The 22,272-nt window shown below is 71.3% G+C and carries 21 protein-coding genes; 12 read left to right on the top strand and 9 right to left on the bottom strand.

Translation table 11 applies throughout. From position 1 onward, the window contains the following. Positions 1-34 precede the first annotated feature (34 nt). The 7 genes from BM140_RS04360 to BM140_RS04330 all read right to left on the bottom strand — a co-directional run bounded on the left by BM140_RS04360 (position 35) and on the right by BM140_RS04330 (position 8,771). The gene (locus BM140_RS04360) at positions 35-757 is read right to left on the bottom strand and encodes a type II secretion system protein N (protein WP_091942315.1); all 723 of its coding nucleotides are present in this window, start codon (positions 755-757) and stop codon (positions 35-37) included. Continuing rightward, positions 754-1,344: a type II secretion system protein GspM gene (gene gspM, locus BM140_RS04355; protein ID WP_091942313.1), complete on the bottom strand. Its 591-nt coding sequence runs from the start codon at positions 1,342-1,344 to the stop codon at positions 754-756. The genes BM140_RS04360 and gspM overlap by 4 nt, the downstream gene beginning before the upstream one ends. Further along, positions 1,341-2,456 carry a PilN domain-containing protein gene (locus BM140_RS04350; RefSeq protein ID WP_244535284.1) on the bottom strand — a complete coding sequence of 372 codons (1,116 nt, stop codon included), beginning with the start codon at positions 2,454-2,456 and terminating at the stop codon, positions 1,341-1,343. The genes gspM and BM140_RS04350 overlap by 4 nt, the downstream gene beginning before the upstream one ends. Before the next feature lie 10 nt (positions 2,457-2,466). Continuing rightward, positions 2,467-4,146 (bottom strand): GspE/PulE family protein, encoded by a 1,680-nt coding sequence (locus BM140_RS04345; RefSeq protein ID WP_244535283.1) that lies wholly within the window; start codon positions 4,144-4,146, stop codon positions 2,467-2,469. Positions 4,147-4,385: 239 nt separating this feature from the next. Then, entirely contained in the window at positions 4,386-6,185 is a 1,800-nt protein-coding gene (locus BM140_RS04340; protein ID WP_091942311.1) for a long-chain-acyl-CoA synthetase, read from the bottom strand. Between the two features lie 148 nt (positions 6,186-6,333). Continuing rightward, a complete protein-coding gene (gene metA / locus BM140_RS04335) occupies positions 6,334-7,329 on the bottom strand; it encodes a homoserine O-succinyltransferase MetA (protein WP_091942309.1) in 996 nt (331 codons plus the stop codon). Between the two features lie 149 nt (positions 7,330-7,478). Further along, positions 7,479-8,771, bottom strand: a complete 1,293-nt coding sequence (locus tag BM140_RS04330) for an O-acetylhomoserine aminocarboxypropyltransferase/cysteine synthase family protein (RefSeq protein WP_091942306.1) — start codon at positions 8,769-8,771, stop codon at positions 7,479-7,481. A gap of 444 nt (positions 8,772-9,215) precedes the next feature. Here BM140_RS04330 and BM140_RS04325 point away from each other — a divergent pair, with 444 nt between their 5' ends. Further along, on the top strand, positions 9,216-9,659 hold the full coding sequence (locus BM140_RS04325; RefSeq protein WP_091942304.1) for a cupin domain-containing protein: 444 nt from the start codon (positions 9,216-9,218) through the stop codon (positions 9,657-9,659). Between the two features lie 53 nt (positions 9,660-9,712). Further along, on the top strand, positions 9,713-10,576 hold the full coding sequence (locus BM140_RS04320; protein ID WP_091942302.1) for a branched-chain amino acid aminotransferase: 864 nt from the start codon (positions 9,713-9,715) through the stop codon (positions 10,574-10,576). A gap of 171 nt (positions 10,577-10,747) precedes the next feature. Here BM140_RS04320 and BM140_RS04315 read toward each other — a convergent pair whose 3' ends face one another. Beyond that, positions 10,748-12,424, bottom strand: coding sequence for a thiamine pyrophosphate-binding protein (locus BM140_RS04315; RefSeq protein WP_165616387.1), 1,677 nt, complete (start codon positions 12,422-12,424; stop codon positions 10,748-10,750). Between the two features lie 324 nt (positions 12,425-12,748). On the opposite strand from BM140_RS04315, the gene BM140_RS04310 reads away from it, so the two are divergent. The 10 genes from BM140_RS04310 to BM140_RS04265 all read left to right on the top strand — a co-directional run bounded on the left by BM140_RS04310 (position 12,749) and on the right by BM140_RS04265 (position 21,084). After that, positions 12,749-13,273 (top strand): flavin reductase family protein, encoded by a 525-nt coding sequence (locus BM140_RS04310; protein WP_091942714.1) that lies wholly within the window; start codon positions 12,749-12,751, stop codon positions 13,271-13,273. A gap of 157 nt (positions 13,274-13,430) precedes the next feature. Continuing rightward, positions 13,431-13,703: a phosphopantetheine-binding protein gene (locus tag BM140_RS04305; RefSeq protein ID WP_091942298.1), complete on the top strand. Its 273-nt coding sequence runs from the start codon at positions 13,431-13,433 to the stop codon at positions 13,701-13,703. 58 nt (positions 13,704-13,761) lie between these two features. Further along, positions 13,762-14,961 (top strand): acyl-CoA dehydrogenase family protein, encoded by a 1,200-nt coding sequence (locus tag BM140_RS04300; RefSeq protein ID WP_091942296.1) that lies wholly within the window; start codon positions 13,762-13,764, stop codon positions 14,959-14,961. A 38-nt stretch (positions 14,962-14,999) separates the two neighbouring features. Next, positions 15,000-15,932 carry an amino acid--[acyl-carrier-protein] ligase gene (locus BM140_RS04295; RefSeq protein WP_091942294.1) on the top strand — a complete coding sequence of 311 codons (933 nt, stop codon included), beginning with the start codon at positions 15,000-15,002 and terminating at the stop codon, positions 15,930-15,932. Between the two features lie 13 nt (positions 15,933-15,945). Next, the gene (locus tag BM140_RS04290) at positions 15,946-16,896 is read left to right on the top strand and encodes an alpha/beta hydrolase (protein ID WP_091942292.1); all 951 of its coding nucleotides are present in this window, start codon (positions 15,946-15,948) and stop codon (positions 16,894-16,896) included. 28 nt (positions 16,897-16,924) lie between these two features. Then, entirely contained in the window at positions 16,925-17,182 is a 258-nt protein-coding gene (locus BM140_RS04285) for an acyl carrier protein (protein ID WP_091942290.1), read from the top strand. Positions 17,183-17,187: 5 nt separating this feature from the next. Further along, positions 17,188-18,552, top strand: coding sequence for a class I adenylate-forming enzyme family protein (locus BM140_RS04280; RefSeq protein WP_091942288.1), 1,365 nt, complete (start codon positions 17,188-17,190; stop codon positions 18,550-18,552). Next, positions 18,549-19,292 (top strand): SDR family NAD(P)-dependent oxidoreductase, encoded by a 744-nt coding sequence (locus BM140_RS04275; protein WP_280142582.1) that lies wholly within the window; start codon positions 18,549-18,551, stop codon positions 19,290-19,292. Before BM140_RS04280 ends, BM140_RS04275 begins: the two co-directional genes overlap by 4 nt. A gap of 128 nt (positions 19,293-19,420) precedes the next feature. Beyond that, positions 19,421-20,374 (top strand): GNAT family protein, encoded by a 954-nt coding sequence (locus tag BM140_RS04270; RefSeq protein WP_091942287.1) that lies wholly within the window; start codon positions 19,421-19,423, stop codon positions 20,372-20,374. A gap of 29 nt (positions 20,375-20,403) precedes the next feature. Beyond that, complete coding sequence (locus tag BM140_RS04265) at positions 20,404-21,084, top strand: SGNH/GDSL hydrolase family protein (RefSeq protein WP_091942285.1); 681 nt, start codon at positions 20,404-20,406, stop codon at positions 21,082-21,084. A 7-nt stretch (positions 21,085-21,091) separates the two neighbouring features. On the opposite strand, the gene BM140_RS04260 is transcribed toward BM140_RS04265, so the two are convergent. Then, positions 21,092-22,270, bottom strand: coding sequence for an acyltransferase family protein (locus BM140_RS04260; protein WP_091942284.1), 1,179 nt, complete (start codon positions 22,268-22,270; stop codon positions 21,092-21,094). Positions 22,271-22,272: the final 2 nt, after the last annotated feature.

Below are 22,272 nucleotides of genomic sequence, written 5' to 3'. Positions count from 1 at the left end.
CCCGAATGCAGTCACGGGATCGCGACCCGCCGGTTCAGGGAACGCGGACGACGGCGCCGGCGGGAAGATGGGCGCCCGGCGCGGCGGCGGGCGGCAGGGCGAACAGGCGGTAGGTCTGCTCGCGCTCGCCTTCGCGCAGAACGACCCGGTCCGGCGCGATCCGGTCCACCCGCCACGCATCGACCTGATCGCCGACCCGCAGGCTGAGCGAGGGGCCCTCCTGCCGGCTGACGAGCGCCACCGCCCGATCGACGCCGGCCACGATCCCGACGAGGCGCAGTTCCGGCGGCGGGCTCGCCGGAGCCTCGATCGGCGGTGGCGGCGGCGGGGGCATGTAGGCCACGGGCCGGTCCGGGCGGCGACGCGAGGGCGCGAAGAGCGGGCGATGCCGGAAGCCGCCGAGATCCTTGAACGCCATGCGGCTCAAGGGATTGGCGGACGGGGCGATCGACGGCAGCGGAAGGTCCGGCTCCGGCGGAGGCTCGGTCGGAACGGTTTCGGCGGCGGCCTCCGGCTCGGACGGCGCGACGGCCGCCGCTTCGGGGCGGGCCACCGGAGACGGGGCATCGGGGGAAGCGGGCGCCGGCGCGGGCGGCGCAACGGGTTTGCGCCCGCGACGCGCGTCCTCGACCTGCCGCAGGGCCTCCTGCTCGCGGACCCAGGCGGGCGAACCGAACGGGCTATCGGCCAGGGCAGGGCCCGCCACGGCGATAAGGACGGCCGAGGTGCTCAGGGCGCGCAGCACGCAAAACGTCACGTGCGGCCCTCCCGGCGATGGCCGCGGATCGCCAGCGCCACCCGCAGGGTCGGCTGGGGGTCTTCGACCGCGGCGCCGCGGCCGGCCTGGGTGCGGATGTTGATCGATTCGACCGTCAGCAGCGGCATCCCGGCCTCGAGCGTGGCCAGGAGATCGAACAGCCCGTCATTGGCGATGTCGAGGCTCGCCCGCAGCAGCACGCTGCGGCCGTCATCGGCCTCGTCCTCGCCGCGCACCTCGATGAGGCGACCGCCCGCGGCATCGACCAGCGCGCTCAGGCGGCGCTGCATCTCGGCCCGGGCGAGGCCCGGCGCGGCGGCATCGAGATAGATCGAATGGGTCCGGGTCGCCTCCGCGCCCTCCGTTTCCCGCGCCTTGGCCTGCTCGGCGGCGAGGCGGCGGATGCGGGCCTCGATCTGGCCGATCCGGGCGCGGCTCTCCTCGATCGTGCCGGTGGCGTCCCACCATGCGGACAGCCGGTCGAAGGTCAGCGCGGCCAGAAGCAGCGGCAGGCCGACGAAGACCGCGATCGAGAGCGGCCCGAGCCAGCGGCGCAGGGCGGCGGGAACGCGCGGGTCGGCGCTCATCGCCCGGCCTCCGCCCGCTGGCCCGGCACTGTGCCGGGGACCCGGCTCGCCACGATGTCGAAGGCCTCGCGGCGCTCGGCGTCGCGGATCACCGGGGCGGCGAAGCGCACCGCCGACAGCCCGCCCTGGCCTTCGAGCAGGCCGATGAGCGCGGCGGCGTCGTCCGAGCGGCCGACGAGCCGGACCTTCGTCGCGTCGGCGTCGAGTTCGCGCAGCACCGTGCCGTCGGGGAGCGCCGTACTGAGCCGGTCGATCAGCACGAGGATGCTGGAATCCGGCTGCTTGGCGGCCAGCAAGGCGGCTTCGCGGGTCCCGCCGGTGCCGGACCGGGCGGCGAGCCGCGAGCGCAGGGCCGCGAGATGGGCCCCGGCCTCGGCCTGCTCTGCTTCGGCCGAGGCCGCCAGCAGCGCGGCCGCGAGACAGGCCGGGACGAGGAGACCGAAGGCGAGGGCGGCGGCCAGGGCCACCGGGCGACGCAGCGGACTGCCCCCGCTTGCGCCGGGTCGACCGCGATAGAGGTCGATGGCGAGCGGCGTATCGAGGGGCGCCGCCGCGCTGCCGAGCGCCGTCACCTTGAGGCCGGCCGCATTCAGCGCATCGAGATGGGGCGCGACGAGGTCGGACGAGGTGGCCAGCAGATCGACCGCGATGGTGCCGTCGGGGCCGGCGGGCTCCGGCACGTCGTAGCCGTAGAGCACCCGGTCGGGCCGCCAGGGCGTCAGGCGCTCCAGGCGGTGGGACAGGATCGGTCCGAGATAGTCGCGACCGGCATCCGGCAGGCGCAGGGTGCGGGCGAGGAAGACATGGGGCGGCAGGCGCAGTTCGAGGCCGCGCCCGGCGAAGTTTTGGGGCGCCGCACCGTCGAAGAGGCCGCGAGCGCTCACGCGTCCGTCGCGCACCTCGTAGAGCGCGAGCCCGTCGCCCTCCACCACCGCGATCCGGCGGCTGCGGTCGAGGAAGCGGCCGAGGCGCGGCTCGATGGCGGCGACGAAAGCGTCGAGCAGGAGCGAGACCGCGCCGCCCGCCTGGGCGACGAGCGGCGAGCCGCCGAGGCGCCGTTTCAGGGCCGCGGCCTGTGCCGAAAACCCAGCCATGCGGATCGAGGCCGTCATCGCCGCCTCGCTAGCCGGTGATCCGCATCACTTCGTCGAGGGAGGTGAGACCCTGCCCCGCCTTGGTGATGCCGTCGTCGAGCATGGTGGTCATGCCGCGGGCGCGCGCCGCCTCCAGGATGCGGGACGGGTCGGGCTCGCGCCGCACCAGCGGCTCGATCTCCGTGTCGATCGTCAGCACCTCGAACACGCCGACCCGGCCGCGATAGCCGGTGCCGCCGCAATGCGGGCAGCCCACCGCCTTGAAGAAATCGCGCCGCTCCGGGGCCGGCGTGCCGCGCCGGGCGCAGATGTCGAGGGCGGCGTCCGCGGCCCGCGGATCGGGCGCCTTGCACTTCTCGCACAGCCGCCGCACCAGCCGCTGGCCGAGCACGCCGCGCAAGGAGGCCGCGATCAGGTACGGCTCGACGCCCATATCGGCCAAGCGCACCACTGCGTCGGCGGCGGTGTTGGTGTGGAGCGTGGTGAGCACGAGGTGGCCGGTGAGTGCGGCCTGGATGCCGATCGCCGCCGTCTCGCGATCACGCATCTCGCCGACCATGATCACGTCGGGGTCGTGGCGCAGGAACGAGCGGAGCGCGGTCGCGAAGGTGAGCCCGATCTGCGGCTTCACCTGGGTCTGGTGGATGCCCGCCAACTGGTACTCGACCGGGTCCTCCACCGTCACGATCTTGCGCGAGGGGTCGTTGAGCATCGAGATCGCGGTGGCGAGCGTCGTGGTCTTGCCGGAGCCGGTGGGGCCGGTGACGATCAGGATGCCGTGCGGCTCGGCGAGCAGGCGCTCCATCGCGGCTTGATCGCGCAGCGACATGCCGATGCGCTTGAATTCGAGCAGGCGGGTGTCCTTGAGCAGGATACGCAGCACCGCCGTCTCGCCGTAGAGGGTCGGCATCACGGCGACGCGCAGATCCGCTTCCTGCGAGCCGACCTTGACGTTGGTGCGCCCGTCCTGCGGCAGGCGCCGCTCGGCGATGTCGAGCCCGGCCAGGATTTTGACGCGCGAGAGGATGGCGGGCGCCATGTGCTTGGCCAGCGTCTGCTGGGCACGCAGATGCCCGTCGATGCGGAAGCGGACGCGCAGGTCCTCGCGGCCGGTCTCGATATGGATGTCGGTGGCGCCCTGCTCGACGGCGCGCTCCAGCATCGTGTCGATGGCACGCACGATCGGGGCGCCGCGGGCGAGGTCCTGCAGCGTCTCGACATCGTCGGAAAAAGCGATCTCGGCCGGGACGTCTTCAGGCTCCGGCGAGGCTTCCATGCCGCCGCGTTCGAACAGGGCCTCGATCTCCTCGAACGAGAGCACCGCGAGCGAAACGGATGCGCCGAGCGCCAGACTCGTGGCCTGGATCGGCTCGGCGAGCGAGGGGTCGGCGACGCACAGCAGCGGGCGCCCCGCCTCGGAGACCGGATAGAGGAAGGCTTCGCGCAGGAAGCGGCGCGACAGCCCGTCGAGGAGGTGGGGCCATTCGGCGACGCGCTTGATGTCGGCGCGCGGCAGGCGGTGGAAGGCCGCGATGGCGTCGGCCAGATCGCCGGGGGGAAGCCGGCCCTCACGCCAGATCGCTTCCGCTGCGCCCGCGCCGGCCCGCGTGCCGCGCGCCTCGCCGGATTCGGCGCCGTGGCGGGCGCGCAGGAAGGCGAGGAGGTCGCCGCCCCCGGTCGCGTCCGTGCTGTGCGCCCCTGCCTGCACCGTCGTCTTCCGCTCGGGCCCGCTTGCGCTTCCCAAGAAGCGCGAAGCCGGGGGTCCGTCCAGCACCGGGCCGCCGCGAGAGACAGCCGGGCCTCAGGAAGCGGTGGAGATGTGGCGGATTGACGACAGGGAACCGAGCCCAGAGCATCGTTCCGGATCTCGGATCCGGAACGATGCTCTGTTTGGTTGTGCCGCATCGGCTTTTCCGAAAGCCGGTTCCCACCTTTCGGGCCGATGCTTCAGAGCCGCAGGGCGCCCGCCGCGATCTGTCCGTACAGCGCCGGATCGAGGGGGCGGTAGGCGCCGTCGCGGTCGATATAGAGCGGGTCGGCGGTGCGGGCCGGGTCGTAGCCTTCCTCCGCCAGCACCGCCTTCTTCTGCTTGAACGTCTCGGTGTGGCCGAGTTCCTCGGTGAGGCGCAGGAACAGCGGCCGGGCGTAGGCCGGCAGCCGCTCGGCCATGTCGGCGTGGAGCCGGGCGAGATCGAAGCCGGGTTCGACCGTGAGCGCCGCCATGCCGGCGCGGCCGTCCGTACCCGGCACCGCGACGCCGTAGACGCAGGCCTCCATGACGCCCTCGGTGCGGCCGAGCGCCTCGGCGACCTCGGTGGTGGCGACGTTCTCGCCCTTCCAGCGGAAGGTGTCGCCGATGCGATCGACGAAGAAGTAGTAGCCCTGCGCGTCGCGCCGCATCAGGTCGCCGGTGCGCATCCAGGCGTCACCCGGTTTCAGCACGTCGCGCAGCACCTTGCGGTCGCTCTCGGCGGCGCTGGTATAGCCCTCGAAGGTGTATTCCGCCTTGTCCGACAGACGCCCGAGGAGTTCGCCGGCCTCGCCGAATTCGGTGGGAACGCAGCGCCCCTCGGCATCCCGCAAGGGAAGGCCGGTGGCGACATCGTGCTTGACGATCAGGGCGGGCGAGCGCCGCGCCATGAAGCTCGGCACGCGGCCGACCGCGCCGACCTTGCCCTCGACATTGTAGAGCGAGAGCGTGCCCTCGGTGGCGGCGTAGAACTCCAAGATGCGGGGAATGCCGAACCGCTCCTGGAAGCGCTCCCACACCTCCGGGCGCAGGCCGTTGCCGGTGCAGAGACGCAGGCTGTGCGCCCGCTCCTGCGGGTCGGGCGGCGCCAGCGTCAGGTAGCGGCACAGCTCGCCGATATACTGGAACAGGGTCGCGCCGGTTTCCGCCACGTCCGACCAGAACCGGCTCGCCGAGAATTTTTCGCGGATCACCACCGAGCCGCCGCCGAGCAGGACGCTGCCCGGCGCCACGACGCCGCCGACGCTGTGGTAGAGCGGCAGGCAATCGTACATGCGGTCGTCCGGCCCCGGATCGGCCAGCCCCGCGAACCAGTGGGTCCACATCATGATGCGATGGTGGCTCACGCGGGCGGCCTTCGGCAGACCGGTGGTGCCGGAGGTGTAGATCAGCAGCGCCGGGTCGCGCAGCGTGACGGCGGGCGCTTCGTCGGCGCTCAAAGGCTCACCGCTAAACCGCGCGGCCTGCGCCGCGAGCGAGGCCTCGGCCCCCTCCCCCTGCCAGCAGAGTTCGGGCGGCGACGCGAGATGGGGCCACGCGCCCTCGACCGCCTCGGCGAGGTTGGTCGCGGCGATCAGGATGCGCGGCGCGGCGGCCTGGATGCAGTGGGCGAGCCCGCGCTCGCGTAGATTCGTATTGAGCAGCGCGACCCGCACGCCGATTCGGGTCAGCCCGAGCCAGATCGCGAGATAATCGGGCCGGTTGCGCATCATCAGCGCGACGGTGTCGCCCTTGGCCAAGCCTTCGGCCAGCGCCCAGCGGGCGTAACGGTGGCGGCGCGCGGCGAGATCGCCGTGAGTCAGGGTCTCGTCGGTGCCGATGAGCGCCGGGGCGCCGGCCCGCTCGGCGGCGACCGCGTCGAGGACCAGCGGAAAGATGCGTTCCGGGTTGGCGTCGATGCGCGCGGTGCGCTCCAGCGCGCCGATCCAGCCGGCGGTGGAGGAGGCACGCGGCGGGGGGGCGGCGGATACGGCAGAGGCGCTATCGAGGGTCGTCATGGGAGTTTCCGATTCATCGCGCCGTTGGCCGCCGGGCCTCTCCTCCCCATGCGGGGAGGAGGTGGGAAGCGGAGGTGGTGCCGGAGGAAGCGGAACGCTCGATCCTGCCCGCCCCCTGCCCCTCCCCGCAAGGGAAAGGAGAAGTGCGTTACGCCACCGCCTCGCTCGCCATCCGCAGGGCGCGGTTGGCCGCCACCAGCGCGAGCCAGTTCCTGAACAGCCGCGCCGCGCCGTCCTGCCACGCGGCCGGGCGGGGTGGGGTGGCGTCCATGGCGGGGAAGTCGGCGTGGAGCGCGGGGGCGCGGTGCCGGCGGGCGCGGTCGGCGAAGGCGTCCAACTGCGCGGCCGCATCGTCGGTGTAGTAGTTCTCCGGCAGGTCCGGGAAGGTGTCGCGGCTGCCGTCGAGGAAGCGGCCGATGTCGCGGCGGTACTCTCGGGCGAGCGTATCGGTCTCGTATTCCGGGTGCCCCTGGAGGAACACCATCAGGCTCGAAGCGTCGCGCACGAACAGGTCGACGCCGATGGCGTCCGAGCGGCGCAGGACCGCGTAGCCCTTGGCGAGGAGTCCGGCCTCGGGCAGGTCGTTCCAGCGGGAATGCGGCACCGGCATCACCGGGCTCAGGCCGGCGAGCAGCGGATGCACCCTCGATGTGGCGCAGGAATAGACGCCCGAGAGCTTGGTCGCCATCGGCCGGCGCTCGATGCCATCGAGGTGCAGCACCGCGGCATGCGCGGCCAGGCACGAGAACAGCGTCGAGACGGTGCCTTGCGCCACCCAATCCACCACTCCGGTGAAGTCGGCGTAATAGGGCTCGGCGTCGAGGCGGGCGGCCTTGGGCTCGGAGCCGGTGATCACGAGGGCGTCGAGCCCGGCCGAGGCGAGCGCGGTGTGGGGCGCGTAGAACCGGTCGAGATGGGCGCGTGCCAGCGGCCCGCGCGGCACCGAGGCGAGGCTGAAGAAGCTCAACTCCACGTCCCCGCCGATGAGGCGCCGGAACTGCCGCTCGGTCTGGACCAAAGCGGTGTCCGGCATGTTGTTGAGGAGCCCGATCCGCAGGCGCGGCGCGGGGGCCGCCGCTTCGAACCGGGGCGGCGGAGCGGTCTCGGCGAAGCCGGCCTCGCCGGAGGCAGCGTGTTCCAGCATGCGTCACTCCTCTCGAACGGGATGGGACCGGGCGCGCCCGGCTAGAGCGCATTCCGACGAACTGGATGCCGGTTCGTCGAAAGAATGCGCGGCAAAACAAGACCTTAGAGACGCCGACCTGATGCAGTCAGGTCGGCGTCTCTGGCGTGTCAGGCCGCGCGCGCCAGGGTGCGAGCGGCGGCGAGCGCCTGATCGAGGTCGGCGACGATGTCGTCGATGTGCTCGATGCCGACGCTGATCCGGATGGTCTCGGGCAGGACGCCGGCGACGCGCTGCTCGTCCGGCGTCATCTGGCGGTGGGTGGTCGAGGCCGGGTGGCAGGCGAGCGACTTGGCGTCGCCGATGTTGACGAGGCGCTTCACCAGCTTCAGCGCGTCGTAGACGGTCTTGCCGGCCTCGAACCCGCCCTTCACGCCGAAGGTCAGTAGCGACGAGCCCTCGCCGCCGAGATACTTCTGGGCCATCGCGTGGTTGGGGCTGTCGGGGAAGCCCGCATAGTTCACCCACTCGATGCCGGGATGCGCCCGGAGATACTCGGCGACCTTGCGGGCGTTCTGGACATGGCGCTCGACGCGCAGGGCCACCGTCTCGATGCCCTGGAGCAGCAGGAAGGCCGACATCGCCGGCAGCACCGCACCGGTGGTGCGCTGGTAGACGCTGCGGGCGCGGGCCGCGAACGCGCCGCGGCCGAAGCGCTCGGTGTAGACGAGGCCGTGATAGGACACGTCCGGCGTCGAGAATTGCGGAAAGCGCTCAGGGTACGCGGCCCAGTCGAAATTGCCGGAATCGACGACGATGCCGCCGAGGGTGGTGCCGTGCCCGCCCATGAACTTGGTGAGCGAGGCGATGACGATGTCGGCCCCGTAATCGATCGGCCGCATCAGGATCGGCGTCGGCACGGTGTTGTCGACGACGAGCGGCACGCCGTGAGCGTGGGCCACCTTCGCCAGCGCCTCGATATCGCAGATGTTGCCGGCCGGGTTGCCGATCGACTCGCAGTAGACGGCCCGCGTCTCGCCATCGATCAGCCGCTCGATGTCTTCGGGCCGGTCGCTCGCGGCGAAGCGGGTGACGATGCCCTGGCGCGGCAGCACGTGGGCGAGCAGCGTGTGGGTGGTGCCGTAGAGCTGGGGCACGCAGACGATGTTGCCGCCGTGGTCGGCCAGCGTCGCGATGGCGTAGTGGAGCGCGGCCTGCCCCGTGGCGACGGCGAGCGCCGAATGGCCGCCCTCCAGCTCCGCCACCCGCCGCTCCAGCACGTTCACCGTCGGGTTGGCGATTCGGCTGTAGCGGAAACCTTCCTCCTCCAGATTGAAAAGGGCGGCACCGTGATCGGCGCTGTCGAAGGCGTAGGCGACGCTCTGGTAGATCGGCACGGCGACCGCGTGGGTGGTCGGATCGTGCTCGAAGCCGGCGTGGACCGCGATCGTTTCGCTGCGCATGGTGCTGTGTCGTCCTACGGAACCCGAGGGTCGGCGGGCCTGCCGCAAGGCCGGGACCACGCCGGGATGTGCCGAAACGGCACGCGATCGGCAGTGCCCGGCAAGGCCCGCAGGATCGCGGCCGCCGGTTGATTTTGTTGAAAGATCAGAGGGATGGCCGCCGGGCGCACCGCCCCGGACCCAACTTTCCCGCCGCATGGTTGCGGAATTCTACGTAGAAGCGGTGTCTCGGGGTGAAGCGAACGTGCCGTTTCGACCACTCTACTTTAAAGCCAAGTCACGCTTTGGCCCGAATTCCAGTCCTGGCGTTTGCCGCGTTAGCCATATGATAAAGACGACCTTGCCAGATCAAGTCATCTGTGGTGCTGCTGAATCGGGGCGCCTCCGGAGTGGTCCTGGACGTCCCCGACGACTCGAAGCGAGGATGACGTGTCTACGACCCCGATGATTGCGTCCGTGACGACGGGCGACCTGCGGCCGGCTCCGATCGAGCCGAGCTGGATTCACGAGGGGATGCCGATCGCGCGCAACACCATGCTGTCGCGCAGCGCCGACCGCCTGGCCTGGACGCTGGTCTGGGATTGCACCGCGGGCAAGTTCGAGTGGCACTACGACATCGACGAGACGATCCACTTCCTCGAAGGTTCGGCCACGATCAGCGACGGCATCAACCCGGCCAAGACGTTCGTCGCCGGCGACGTGCTGTTCATCCCCCGCGGCGCGGTCTGCCACTGGCATGTCGAAAGCTACGTGCGGAAGGTCGCCTTCTGCCGCCAGACCCAGCCGAAATATCTCGCCCTGGCCCTGCGGGCGTTCAACAAGGTCAAGAAGCTGCTGCGCCGCAAGTCCGCGCCGACGGTCGGCGGCGGCCTGCTCGAAGCGGCCTGAGTCAGCGTCGGGGCCGCTCATCGGCCCCGCTTCCCCATCCTTCGAGGCGCGCCATGACGCAGGACACCGACACCTGGACCTTCTTCGAGGGCGCGTGGCATCCCGGCAACGTCCGGATCATGGGCCCGCGCAGCCACGGCGCGTGGCTCGGCTCGACGGTGTTCGATGGCGCCCGCGCCTTCGAGGGCGTCACCCCCGACCTCGACCTGCATCTCGCCCGCGTCAACCGCTCGGCGGTGGCGCTCGGCCTCGAAGCGAAGGTGTCGGTGTCGGAGTGGAGCGACCTCGTCGCGCAAGGGCTGTCGCGCTTCGCACCGGATGCCGAGCTCTACATCCGGCCGATGTACTGGGCCGAGAGCGGATTCGCCGGCGGCGTCCGGTTCGATCCCGCCTCCACCAACTGGTGCCTATCGATCTACACCGCGCCGATGCCGCTGCCGTCGGGCGTGCGGGCGACGCTCTCCCCCTTCCGCCGCCCCTCGATCGAGGTCGCCCCGGTCGATGCCAAGGCGGGCTGCCTCTATCCGAACGGGGCCCGCGCCCTGACCGAGGCGCTGTCGCGCGGCTTCGGCAATTGCCTGATGCTCGACGGGCTCGGCAACGTCGCCGAATTCGCCAACGCCAACGCCTTCCTGGCCCGCGACGGCGTGGTCTACACCCCCGTCCCCAACGGCGTGTTCCTGGCCGGCATCACCCGCGCGCGGGTCATCGCGCTCCTGCGGGGCGCGGGCGTCGAGGTGGTGGAGAAGACGCTGCGCTACGACGACTTTCTGAGCGCCGACGAGGTGTTCACCGCGGGCAACTTCGCCAAGGTCGCGCCGGTGACCGGGCTCGATGATGTCCGGTTCGAGCCGGGACCGGTCTTCCGGCAGGCGCGGCAGCTGTATTGGGATTTTGCGCACGGGCGCCTGGGTTAAGCGCGCCGCCAAGCCCTCTCCCCTCTGCGAGAGGGTGGCCCCCGAAGGGGGTCGGGAGAGGGGAGCGACGGTGCCGCTTGGCCGCCGTCGCCCGTGAAGTCTCCGGAAGCGTGGCTCCCCTCTCCCGCCTCGCATCCGCGAGGCACCCTCCCCCGCGGAGGGGGAGGGTTTTTATTGCCCCGCCAGCGCCTTCTCTCGGATCGCCGTCAGAGTCAGGCCCGGCGCGATGGCATCGACCGCGATCTTGACGTGGATGATCGCCGGGCGTTTCGCGGCCAAAGCCGCGTCGAGCGCGGCCGAAAAATCCTCCGTCCGCTCGACCGTGAACCCCACCCCGCCGAAGGCGCGGGCGTAGGCCGCAAAATCCGGGTTCACGAGATCGGTGGCGCAGACGCGGCCGGGGAAATCGCGCTCCTGATGCATCCGGATCGTGCCGTAGCTCGCATTGTCGGCGACGATGCAGACGATGTTGAGCCCGTACTGCACGGCGGTCGCGAATTCCTGGCCGTTCATCAGGAAGTCGCCGTCGCCGTTGAGCGAGATGACGATGCGCTCGGGGTAGAGCCGCTTCATCGCCACGGCGACCGGCACGCCGTAGCCCATCGAGCCGGAGGTCGGCGCCATGTGGGTGGCGAGCCGCCGGAAGCGATAGAAGCGGTGGATCCAGGCGGCGTAGTTGCCCGCGCCGTTGCACAGGATCGCGTCCGAGGGCAGCGCCTCGCGCAACGCGATCATCACCTCGCCGAAATTGACCGCGCCGGGCTGCGGCGTCGCCGTCTCGCTCCAGGCGAGGTACTCGGCATGGCCCGCCCGCGCACGCTCCGACCACGGCGTCGCGGCGGGGGCGGGCAGGCGCGCCAGCGCGGCGGCCGTGCGGGTCGGGCCGGCGTTGATGGCCAGATGCGGGACGTAGACCCGGCCGAGTTCCTCCGGGCCCGGATGGATGTGGACGAGCCGCGTGCGCGGAGCCGGGATGTCGAGGAGCGAGTACATCTGGCTCGCCACCTCACCGAGCCGCCCGCCGAGCACGATCAGCAGGTCGGCGGCCTTCACCCGCGCGACGAGCTTGGGGTTGGCGGCCAGCCCCAGGTCGCCGGCGTAGTTCGGATGCAGCGGGTCGAACAGCGGCAGGCGGCGGTAGCTCGTCGCCACCGGCAGATCGAAGCGCTCCACGAAGGCGCGGATGTCGGAATAGGCCCGCTCGTCCCAGCGGCTGCCGCCGAGCACGAGGAACGGATTTTCCGCCTCCGCCAGGAGTTCGGCCAGCCGCTCCAGATCCTCGACGCCCGGCGCCGCCTCGACCGGCACGAAGGCCGGCGCGATCGGCCCGGAGACGGGATCCTTCAGCATGTCTTTCGGCAACGCCATCACCACCGGGCCGGGGCGACCGCCACAGGCCACGTGGAAGGCGCGGGAGACGTATTCGGGCACCCGCGCGCCGGTCTCGATCTCGGTCGCCCATTTGGAGATCGGCCCGAAGGCGGCGCGGTAATCGACCTCCTGCCACGCCTCGCGGTCGCGCAAGCCCCGCTCGATCTGGCCGACGAACAGGATCATCGGCGTCGAATCCTGCTGGGCGATGTGGATGCCCGCCGAGGCGTTGGTGGCGCCGGGGCCGCGGGTGACGAAGCAGATGCCCGGACGGCCCGTCGCCTTGCCGTGAGCCTCGGCCATCATCGCCGCGCCCCCCTCCTGGCGGCAGACGGTGATCTTGATGCCGGATTCGTGCAGCGCGTCGAGCACCGGCAGGTAGCTCTCGCCGGGCACCGCGAAGACGTGGCCGACGCCGTTGGCGACGAGCTGGTCCACGAGCGCCTGGGCGGCGGTACGGGAGATCGGATCGGACATCGCGCGCACCTCGGATTGGGGCGACATCCGCCCGAAAAGCTGTTCCGGATCGGGACCGGCCCTGCGCCCGCAACCGGAATCGTGCCGCGGGTGAACAGGTTTCGGCCCCTTCGAGCAGGCCTCTCCTTTGCAGAAGATCCTGCGAGGACCGCATCGGGCATAGGCGCCAACCGATAACGTCCGGTTTCGAACCGGACCTGAGGCGGGCGTCATCCGGTCGGACCTCGAACGAAATCCACGCTCTTTCGGATGGTCGATGCCATGGCCGCGTACCGGAGCTCTCTTGCCACCGACCTTCGGCTCGAGCCGCCGGAAGCCACACTCATGAGCCTCACGCCCGATGCCCCGCCCCCGCCTTTCGCGGATGCCGGCCTGCTGAAGCAGGCGATGCGCCGCCTCGTCGGCGGGGTCGTCGTGGTCACCGCCGGCAGCGGCGAGGACCGGGTCGGGCTCACCGCCACCTCGGCGGTCTCGCTCTCGGTCGATCCGCCGACCATGCTGGTCTGCGTCAACCGCGCCTCCTCGACCTGGCCGGTGATCGTCAAGCGCCAGCATTTCTGCGTCAGCATCCTGGCCGCCGGGCACCGCCCCGTCGCCGAGCGCTTCGCCGGGATCGGGGCGCTGCGCGGCCCCGCCCGCTACGCCGGCGCCGAATGGACCACCATGGCGTCGGGCGCCTCCGGCCTCACCGAGGCGCAGGCGATCATCGATTGCGACCTCGAAGAGGTCATCGAGCGGCACAGCCACGCCATCCTGCTCGGCGCCGTGCGCGAGGTGCGGCTGGGTGGCGAGGCGGCCGGCGCGCTGGTCTACGGCCGCGGCAGCTTCATCGACCTGTCACCACCGTGAGGATGACAGTGTTCGATTAACTGAACAACCATTTAACGATCACATTCAGATTGATTCGAAAATCCGGAAGAGACCTTATCGCGGCGATGATTGTATCGCCATCAGATGGGTCGCAGCCCCTCCAACAGACTGCAACAGACAAGAGGCGCGAGACACCATGTCGGAGACGATGACGCAGAGCGTGGCCAACCGGACGATGGGTCTGGCCTATGAGATCGCCGGGCGGCACGCGATCAAGCCGGTATTCGGCCCTGGCGATGCGCTGGTCGATGTCGGGCTGTCCTCGCTCGATCTCGTCAACCTGATGATCGCAGTCGAGGCGGAGTTCGACATCATGATCCCGCCCGCGGCGCTCACCCCGAAGAACTTCTACTCGATCGAGACCATCGCCCGGATGGTCGAGACCGTGAAGGCGGCCCCGTCCGCCTGACCTGACGAGAACGAAAGAACTGCCGGCACGGCCGGCTTCAGATCTGGGGAGCCACGCCATGACCATCCAGCCGATGACCGGTCCCGACGACACCGCCCTCGCCACCGACCTCACCGCCCGCGCCGCGGCTGTCGCTGCGGTGGCCGCCCTCCACGCCGAGGCGGTGGACCGCGACGGGCGCTTCCCCGAGGAGGCGGTCTCCGCCCTGAAATCCCAGCGCCTGCTCGGCGCGGCGGTGCCGATCGAACTCGGCGGCGAGGGCGCCACGATCCGGGCGCTCGCCGACATCTGCTACACCCTCGGCCGTGCCTGCGCCTCGACCGCGATGATCTTCGCCATGCACCAGACCAAGGTCGCCTGCCTGACCCGGCACGGCCGCGGCGACGTGTGGCGCGACGGCCTGATCCGCCGCATCGCCGACGAGCAGCTGCTGCTGGCCTCCTCCACCACGGAAGGCCAGGGCGGCGGCAACGTCCGCTCCTCGGCCGCCGCCATCGAGACCGACGGCGCGAGCGTCAGCCTGGAGCGGGCCGCCACGGTGATCTCCTACGGCGCCCAGGCCGACGGCGTCGTCACCGTCGCCCGCCGCAACGCCGAGGCCGCCGCCTCCGATCAGGTGCTCTGCGTCTTCCTCAAGGAGGACTACGTCCTGGAGCGCCTGAGCGGCTGGGAGACACTCGGGATGCGCGGCACCTGCAGCAGCGGCTTCCGCCTCGTCGCCAAGGGCCGCCCCGAGCAGGTGCTCTCCGCCCGCTACGGCGATGTCCACAATCAGACCATGACGCCGGTCTCGCACATCCTCTGGTCGAGCGCCTGGGCCGGCATCGCGGCCAGCGCCGTGGATCGGGCTCAAGCCTTCACCCGCACCGCCATGCGGGGCGCGGGCGGCGTCGCCCCGCCCGGCGCGCTCCACTACGCCCGCGCCGTCTCCAGCCTGAAGCAGGCCCGTGCGCTCATCGTCCAGGGGCTCGACCGGTTCGAGGCCGCGGGCGACGACGCGACGGCCCTGGCCGCCCTCGATTTTCAGACCGCGATCACGATGCTCAAGGTCGAGGTCTCCGAACTCGCCGTCGCGGCGGTGTCGAGCGCGCTGCGGGCCAACGGGCTCGCCGGCTACCGCCAGGACGGCGCCTTCAGCGTCGGCCGGGCCCTGCGCGACATCCTCTCGGCGCCGATCATGATCCACAACGACCGCATCGTCGCCAACCTCGCCACCGCGACCCTGATGTCCCCGGTCGCCGCCTCCCTCGGCGCCTGATCCCTCCTCTTCCGCCCTCTTCCGAAGAGTCTCCCGCCATGAACATGCCCGTGATGAACGCGCCGGCCGCCCCGCCCGCGACCGATCCGCTCGACTCCCTGTTCGACGCGATGTTCAAGCCGATGGACGCCCTCGGCGTCTACGCCCGCACCGGCGCCTACGAGTCGGTGGTCGAGGCGCTGGCCGCCTTCATCTCGGCCCGCCGCGACGAGGGCACCGAGGTGTTCCGCTTCCCGCCGGTGATGAGCCGCGCCCATCTCGAGCGCCACGGCTACCTCAAGAGCTTTCCGAATCTTTTGGGATGTGTCTCGTGCCTGGAGGGGTCGGAGACCGAGATCCGCGGCTATGCCGACCGTCACCTGAACGGCGGCGACTGGACCGAGGGCCTGGAGACCGCCGACCTCGTCCTGACGCCGGCTGCCTGCTACCCGGTCTACCCGATCGCCGCCGCCCGTGGGCCAGTGCCGGAGGCCGGCTACCGCTTCGACGTGGCCTGCGACTGCTTCCGCCGCGAGCCCTCGCGCCATCTCGACCGGCTGCAATCCTTCCGGATGCGCGAATACGTCCGCATCGGCACGCCGGAGCAGATCGTCGCCTTCCGTGAAAGCTGGATCAAGACCGCCACCGCCATGGCCGACGAACTCGGGCTCACCTACACGGTCGAGACCGCGAGCGATCCGTTCTTCGGGCGGCTGGGCCAGATCATGGCCTTCAGCCAGCTCGAACAGGCGCTGAAGTTCGAGCTGCTGATCCCGCTCCGCGGGGCCGCCGCCGGCACCGCCTGCATGAGCTTCAACTATCACCGCGAGCATTTCGGCACGACCTGGGGCCTCCATCTCGCCGACGGCGAGCCGGCCCATACCGGCTGCGTCGCCTTCGGCATGGACCGTCTGGCGGTGGCGATGTTCGCCACCCACGGCGCGGCTCTCGCCGACTGGCCGGCCGCGATCCGCGCCGCGCTCAAGCTCTGAGGACGCCGCCGCGATGGCCCTCGACCCGCATGTCAGCCGCTTCCTCGACATGATGGCGCTCGGGGGCTCGAACGGCATCGATCTGCCCGCCCGGCGCGAGGGACTGCGCGGGCTCTCGAAGCTCGCCGCCGCCGGTCTCGCGACCGGGCCGGTGCGCGTGCGCGACCTCACCATGCCCGGTCCCGGCGGCGCGCTGGCACTTCGCCTCTACGCGCCGGAGGGCGAGGCGCCAGAGGGCGAGACACCCGGCCCCGGCCTCGTCTTCCTGCATGGCGGCGGCCTCGTCACCGGCGATCTCGACACCCACGACGCACTATGCCGCACGCTCTGCGACGCGGGCCGGATGCGGGTGGTCGCGGTCGAGTACCGGCTCGCCCCCGAGCATCCGTTTCCGGCCGGCCTCGACGACGCGCTCGCCGCGACCCGCTGGGTGACGGAGCACGCGGCCGACCTCGGCATCGATCCGACGCGGCTCGCCGTCGGCGGCGAGTCGGCCGGCGCCGGCCTGGCCGCCCGCGTCTGCCAGGAGTTTTTGGGAGCCGGCAAAGCACTCGCCGCCCAGCTCCTGATCTGCCCGGTCCTCGACGTGCACGGCGTCGGCGCCTCGCGCCGCGACTTCGCCCGCGGCTATTTCCTCGACGAGGCGACGATCCAGGGCGACCTGATCGCCTGCGGACCCGACGCCCTGCCGAACCCGCGCTTCTGCCCGCTGCGCGAGACCGATCTCACCGGCCTGCCGCCGGCCCACATCCACACCGCCGAGTACGACCCCGTGCGCGACGACGGCGAGACCTACGCCGAGCGCCTGACCCGCGCGGGCGTGCCGGTCGTCCACGCCCGCCACGCCGGCATGATCCACTTCTTCTACGGCCTCGGGCGCCTCGTGCCCCGCTCCCGGCCGATCCTGTCCGAGATCGCGCGCGATTTTTCGGATTTGCTGCGCGCGCCCACCCCGACCGTCTGACCTCACCTTTCGACCTGTGGAGTCTCCCATGTCCCTGCGTTCCACCGTCCACGCCGAGATCGCCGCCGTCGCCGCCGAGCAGGAGAAGCGGATGCCGCCGATCACCGACGATCTCGTGATGCTGGAGACCGAGTTCGACTCGCTCTGCTTCGCCCTGCTGGTCGCCCGGATGGAGGATCTGACCGGGGCCGATCCGTTCTCCGAGATGGAGGCCGACGACCTGCCCGTGACGGTCGGCGACCTCGTCGCTCTCTACGACCGCGCCGCGGCCAAGAAGGCGGCGTAAGCGCCATGATCCTGCGCGAGACACTCCTTGCGGCGGGCGGGCTGGAGGGCCTGTTCCTGTCCGACCCTCGCGAGAAAAGGGATCTCGCCGGGATCGTCGGCGGACCGCGCGACGCGTCGGTGAGCGAGCGGCTTGCCGGCAAACGCGTGCTGCTCGCCGTCGGCGGGCAGATGGCGGCGGCCCGCGCGATGCTGGCCCTCGACGGCCTCGTCGCGCGCCTCGCCCTGGTGCCGCCGGGCCTCGCGCCGGAGCACGTCGCCCGCATCGCCTCGGATTCCGAGGCCGAGATCGCGGTCTGCGACGCCGACGGCCTGCCCGAGGGCGATCTGCCGGGCCTCCCCCGCATCGCTGTCGAAGCAGCCGCCCAAGCCGCTGCGGAGAAGGGCCAGGAAACCGAGTGGGCGCTCGCCACCTCCGGCACCACCGGCGCCCCGAAGCTCGTCGCCCACACCCTCGACGGGCTGGCCGGCGGCATCAACACGGCGGCCGCGCCCGAACCCGGCACGGTCTGGTCGACCTTCTACGACATCCGCCGCTACGGCGGCCTCCAGGTCTTCTTGCGCGCGATGCTGGCGCCGGCCTCGCTGGTGCTGTCCGACCGGCACGAGCCGGTGCGCGACTATCTGATCCGCGCGAGCGAGCGGCAAGTGACCCACATCCTCGGCACGCCCTCGCATTGGCGGCTCGCCCTGATGAGCAATGCGCTGAGCCGGCTCGCGCCGCGCTACGTCCGGCTCTCGGGCGAGATCGCCGACCAGACCGTGCTCGATCTGCTGCGCGCCGCCTTCCCGGAGGCCCGCATGGCCCATGCCTACGCCTCGACCGAGGGCGGCGTCGGCTTCACCGTCGAGGACGGGTGCGAGGGGTTCCCCGCCGCGCTGATCGGCGCACGCGCCGGCATCGAGATCGCGGTGCGCGACGACGCGCTCTACGTCCGCTCCGGCCGCACCGGCCGGCGCTATCTCGGCGCCACGCCCGAGCCGCTGATGGCGGAGGACGGCTTCGTCGATACCGGCGACCTCGTCGAGCGCCGGGGCGAGCGCTACCACTTCCTGGGGCGGCGCAGCGGCGTCATCAATGTCGGCGGCGCCAAGGTGCAGCCGGAAGAGGTCGAGGCCGTCGTCAACCTGCATTCCAGCGTGTCGATGTCCCGCGTGCGGGCGCGGCCCAACCCGATCCTCGGCGCCGTGGTCGAGGCGGAAGTCGTGCTGCGCGCCGGCACCGACGCCACCGATCCGGCGGCGCTGAAGAAGGCGATCATCGCCCATTGCCGCCCGCGGCTCTCCGGCCACAAGGTGCCGGCGAGCGTGCGCTTCGTCGAGGACCTGCCGCTCACCTCGGGCGGCAAGCTGGTGCGGAGGATGCCGTGACCGAAATCCGTGAAGGCCGCCTCGTCGTCGTCACCGGAGCGAGCCGGGGCTTGGGCCTCGCCATGGCCTCGACGCTGGCGAACGAAGGGTTCCGCGTGATCGCCCTGGCCCGCCGCCCGAGCGAAGCTTTGGAGGCGGCCTGCGAGGTCGCGCCCTTCGGCGCGATCCGGTTCATGGCCGCCGATCTCGGCGAGATCGACGCGCTGCAAGGGCTCGTCCAGCGGATCAAGGCAGAGCACGGGCCGGTCTATGGCCTCGTCAACAATGCCGCGATCGGCACGCCGGGCCTGCTCACCACCATGCCGGCGAAAAAGATCGCCGAACTGGTCCATCTCAACACCGTCGCCCCGATGGTGCTCACCAAGTATCTCGCCCGCGGGATGATGACGGCCGGCGCCGGCCGCATCGTCAATGTCAGCTCGATCATCGCCTTCACGGGATACAACGCGCTCTCGGTCTACGCCGCCACCAAGGCCTCGATGATCGGCTTCACCAAGTCCCTCGCCCGCGAGGTCGGTCGCCTCGGGGTCACGGTGAACGCGGTGGCGCCCGGCTTCATCGAGACGGCCCTGACGGAGGGGATGGACGAGGCCGAGCGATCGCGCGTCGCCAACCGCAGCGCCCTCAAGCGCCTGGCCGAACCGCAGGACGTAGCCGACGCCGTCGCCTACCTGATGTCGGACAAAGCCCGCAACATCACCGGCACGGTGCTCACGATCGACGCCGGAAGCACCGCCTGAGCCTTCGGCTCGGGCCGATCCCCTCCCCTCGCCCCCCTCCTTCCGCCGACCTGACTCCCGATCCGAACGGACGCGGCCCACGCATCCGCCCCGGCCTCAAGCTCAGCGAAGCTCCGAGAGTGTCGCCGATGTTCGCCCTGTCCGAATCCGAAGAAGTCCCCCTCGTCTCCGCGTCCGATCCCGCCCCGGCGACGCCGAAGCGCGAGCGTCCGAAGACGCGCTGCCGGACCATCGAGGAGGACGACCTCGACGCGGTGATCGCGCTGCTGCGCACCGGATTCGCCGACCGTTCGGAGGGCTATTGGCGCCGGGGTCTGGCGCGGCACCGCGCCCAACCCCTACCCGACGGCGTGCCGCGCTACGGCTATCTCGTCGAGCGGGACGGCGAGGCGGTCGGCGTGCTGCTGGCGCTCTACCGCGTGGTCGAGGACGAAGCCGGCCCATCTCTGCGCTGCAACCTGTCGAGCTGGTACGTGAAGCCGGAATTCCGCTCGCTCGGCACCCTGCTCGACGGCTTCGCCATGCGCGACCGGACGGTGACCTATGTCAACGTCTCACCCGCGCCCCAGACCTGGGCGATGCACAAGGCCCGCGGCTTCAGGACGATCTGCGCCGGCCAGATGCTGACCCTGCCGATCCTCGGCCGCCACCGGGGCCGGGCGCGCCCCGTCTCGCCCGAGACGCTTGCGCTGCTACCCGAGGCAGAAGCCCGGCTGGTCGCCGACCACGTCTCCTACGGCTGCCTCGGCCTCGTCTGGTCGGACGGCGCGAAGGCCGGCGCGCTGCTGTTCCAGCGCCGCGCCATCAAGGTGCTGCCGGGCCGGCTCGGCTGGCTGCGCTTTCCCGGCCTCCAGCTGGTCTATCACTCGCCCGGCCTCGATCTGGCGTCCTGCCTCGGCGCGGTCGGCCGCGCCCTGCTGCTGCGCCGGGCGATGCCCTGGTTCGTCCTCGACGCCGTCGAGCGCCGCGCCGACCTCCCCGGCCGCTACTTTCCTGGGCGCGCGCCCAAATTCGCCCGCGGCCCCAACCCGCCGATGGCGGGGGATCTGTCCTATACGGAGATCGTTCTGTTCGGAGCGTAAGGCGCCCATAGCGCTGCGCCGGAGTGGTCATGCCGCCTTCGACACCGATCCTCGACCGCCGCCGCTTCGGCCTGGGCCTGCTGGCCGCGGGCTTTGCCGGGCGGGCCGAAGCCGCGGCCGCGCCGATCGTCTGCTGGGGCGACAGCCTGACCTTCGGCGCCGGGGTGCAGACGAATGGCGGACGCTACCCGACCGTCCTGGGTCGGCTCTTCGCCCCACCGCGTGCCGTGCGCAATGCCGGGATCGGCGGGGAAACCTCCACGCAGGTCGCCCGCCGGATGCTGTCCGATCCGCGCTCGCGCGAGGGCGTCGCGGTGATCTGGGCGGGCCGCAACAATTACGACGATCCCAACCGGGTCCGGGCCGATCTGAAGGCGATGGCGGCGCGCTGCGAACGCAGCCTCGTCCTGTCGATCATCAACGCCGACGTGCCCGAGGAACATCGGGGGCGCCCCGGCTACCGGGCGATCCGCGCGCTCAACGACGCCCTGCGCGACGACCACGGCTTTCGCTTCCTCGACGTGCGCGGCCCCCTGGTCGAGCGCGGCCTCGCGATGAACGGGCTGAACCCGACCGCACGGGACCGGGCCGACATCGTGGATGACGTGCCGGCCCAGACGCTGAGAGCCGACCACATCCACCTCAACGACGCCGGTCAGGCCGTCATCGCCGTGCTGGTGCACGACGCGCTCGTCGCCCGCGGCTGGTGAACCGGCGTCAGCGCGCCGGGGCCGCCAGCGGCGCTTCTCGTGCCGGCACGCCGGCGCCGGGCGCGTCGAGGCGGCGACGCAACCGGGCGAACGGGCGCTCGACGAGGCGGTGCATCAGCGCCGCGTAGACGAAGGTCAGCGCGGCCCCCGCGATGCCCTGGACGAGGTGGGAATCCGTGAACTCCGCCATCGCCTCGATCATCGCCGCGTGCACGAGGTAGATCGTGTACGAGTAGAGGCCGATCCGGGTCAGCAGCGGCGCCGACAGAAGCCGGGCCGCGCGACCGCAGGCGCTCCCCCGCGCCGGCTGCAGGATGCAGGCGAACAGCACGAACAGGGCGCCGCCCTGGACCGTGTAGCGCAGGGTCTGCCGGAAGGTCTCGTCCCGCACCACCAGGGTGGCGCCGATCACACCGAGCGCGGCCAGAGCCTGCCAGCCGCCCGGACGGTAGCCGGCCTCGCCGTCGAGGAGCGGGTTGCGCCAGAGCGCGAGGCAGCAGCCGAACAGGATCGAGTCCGCGCGGGTATGGGTCCAGATGTAGGTGTCGGAGGCATCCGCCAGCGTCATCACCGCGGCGACCCGGAACGACAGGACGACGAAGCAGGCGATCAGGCAGAAGAGCGCGAGCCGCGCCGCCGAGATCCGGCCGACCGCGAGCAGGAAGACGAGGGGGAAGAGCAGGTAGAAATGCTCCTCCACGGCGAGCGACCACAGCGGCACCGGCAGGGCGTGGGCGATGTCGCCGCCCAGCATCGTGACGTAGTTGCCGGCGAACGTCGCCTGCATCAGCACCACGCCGGCGTCGTAGGGCCCCTTGAGCAGGCCTAAGGCGTAGAGCGCACCGCAGAACAGGAGCGTCAGGTAGAGCGGCGGGAAGATGCGGAAGACGCGGCGCAGATAGAAATTCCGCAGGCTGACGCCGCCGGTGTTCAGCGCCTCGAACCGCAGCAGCGTGGTGATGAGGTAGCCGCTCAGGAAGAAGAAGATCGTGACCCCGAGCCCGCCCGGCACGATATGCCCGAGCCCGGCATGGGACAGGAACACCAGCCCGACCGCGAGCGCACGGATGCCGTCGAGCTGCGGCAGATGCGGCATGCTGCTGGGTTTCAACGTCGGGCTCCTGTCGCGGTCCTGCATGTCGTGGGCGCGCTCCCATCCGCGCAGGGCTGGATCGGTGCGCCGCATCG

The sequence above is a fragment of the Methylorubrum salsuginis genome (assembly GCF_900114375.1).
GTDB classification, from domain to species: domain Bacteria; phylum Pseudomonadota; class Alphaproteobacteria; order Rhizobiales; family Beijerinckiaceae; genus Methylobacterium; species Methylobacterium salsuginis.
The sequence above is the reverse complement of the archived record's forward strand: the minus strand, read 5'-3'. Positions and strand labels throughout refer to the sequence as shown.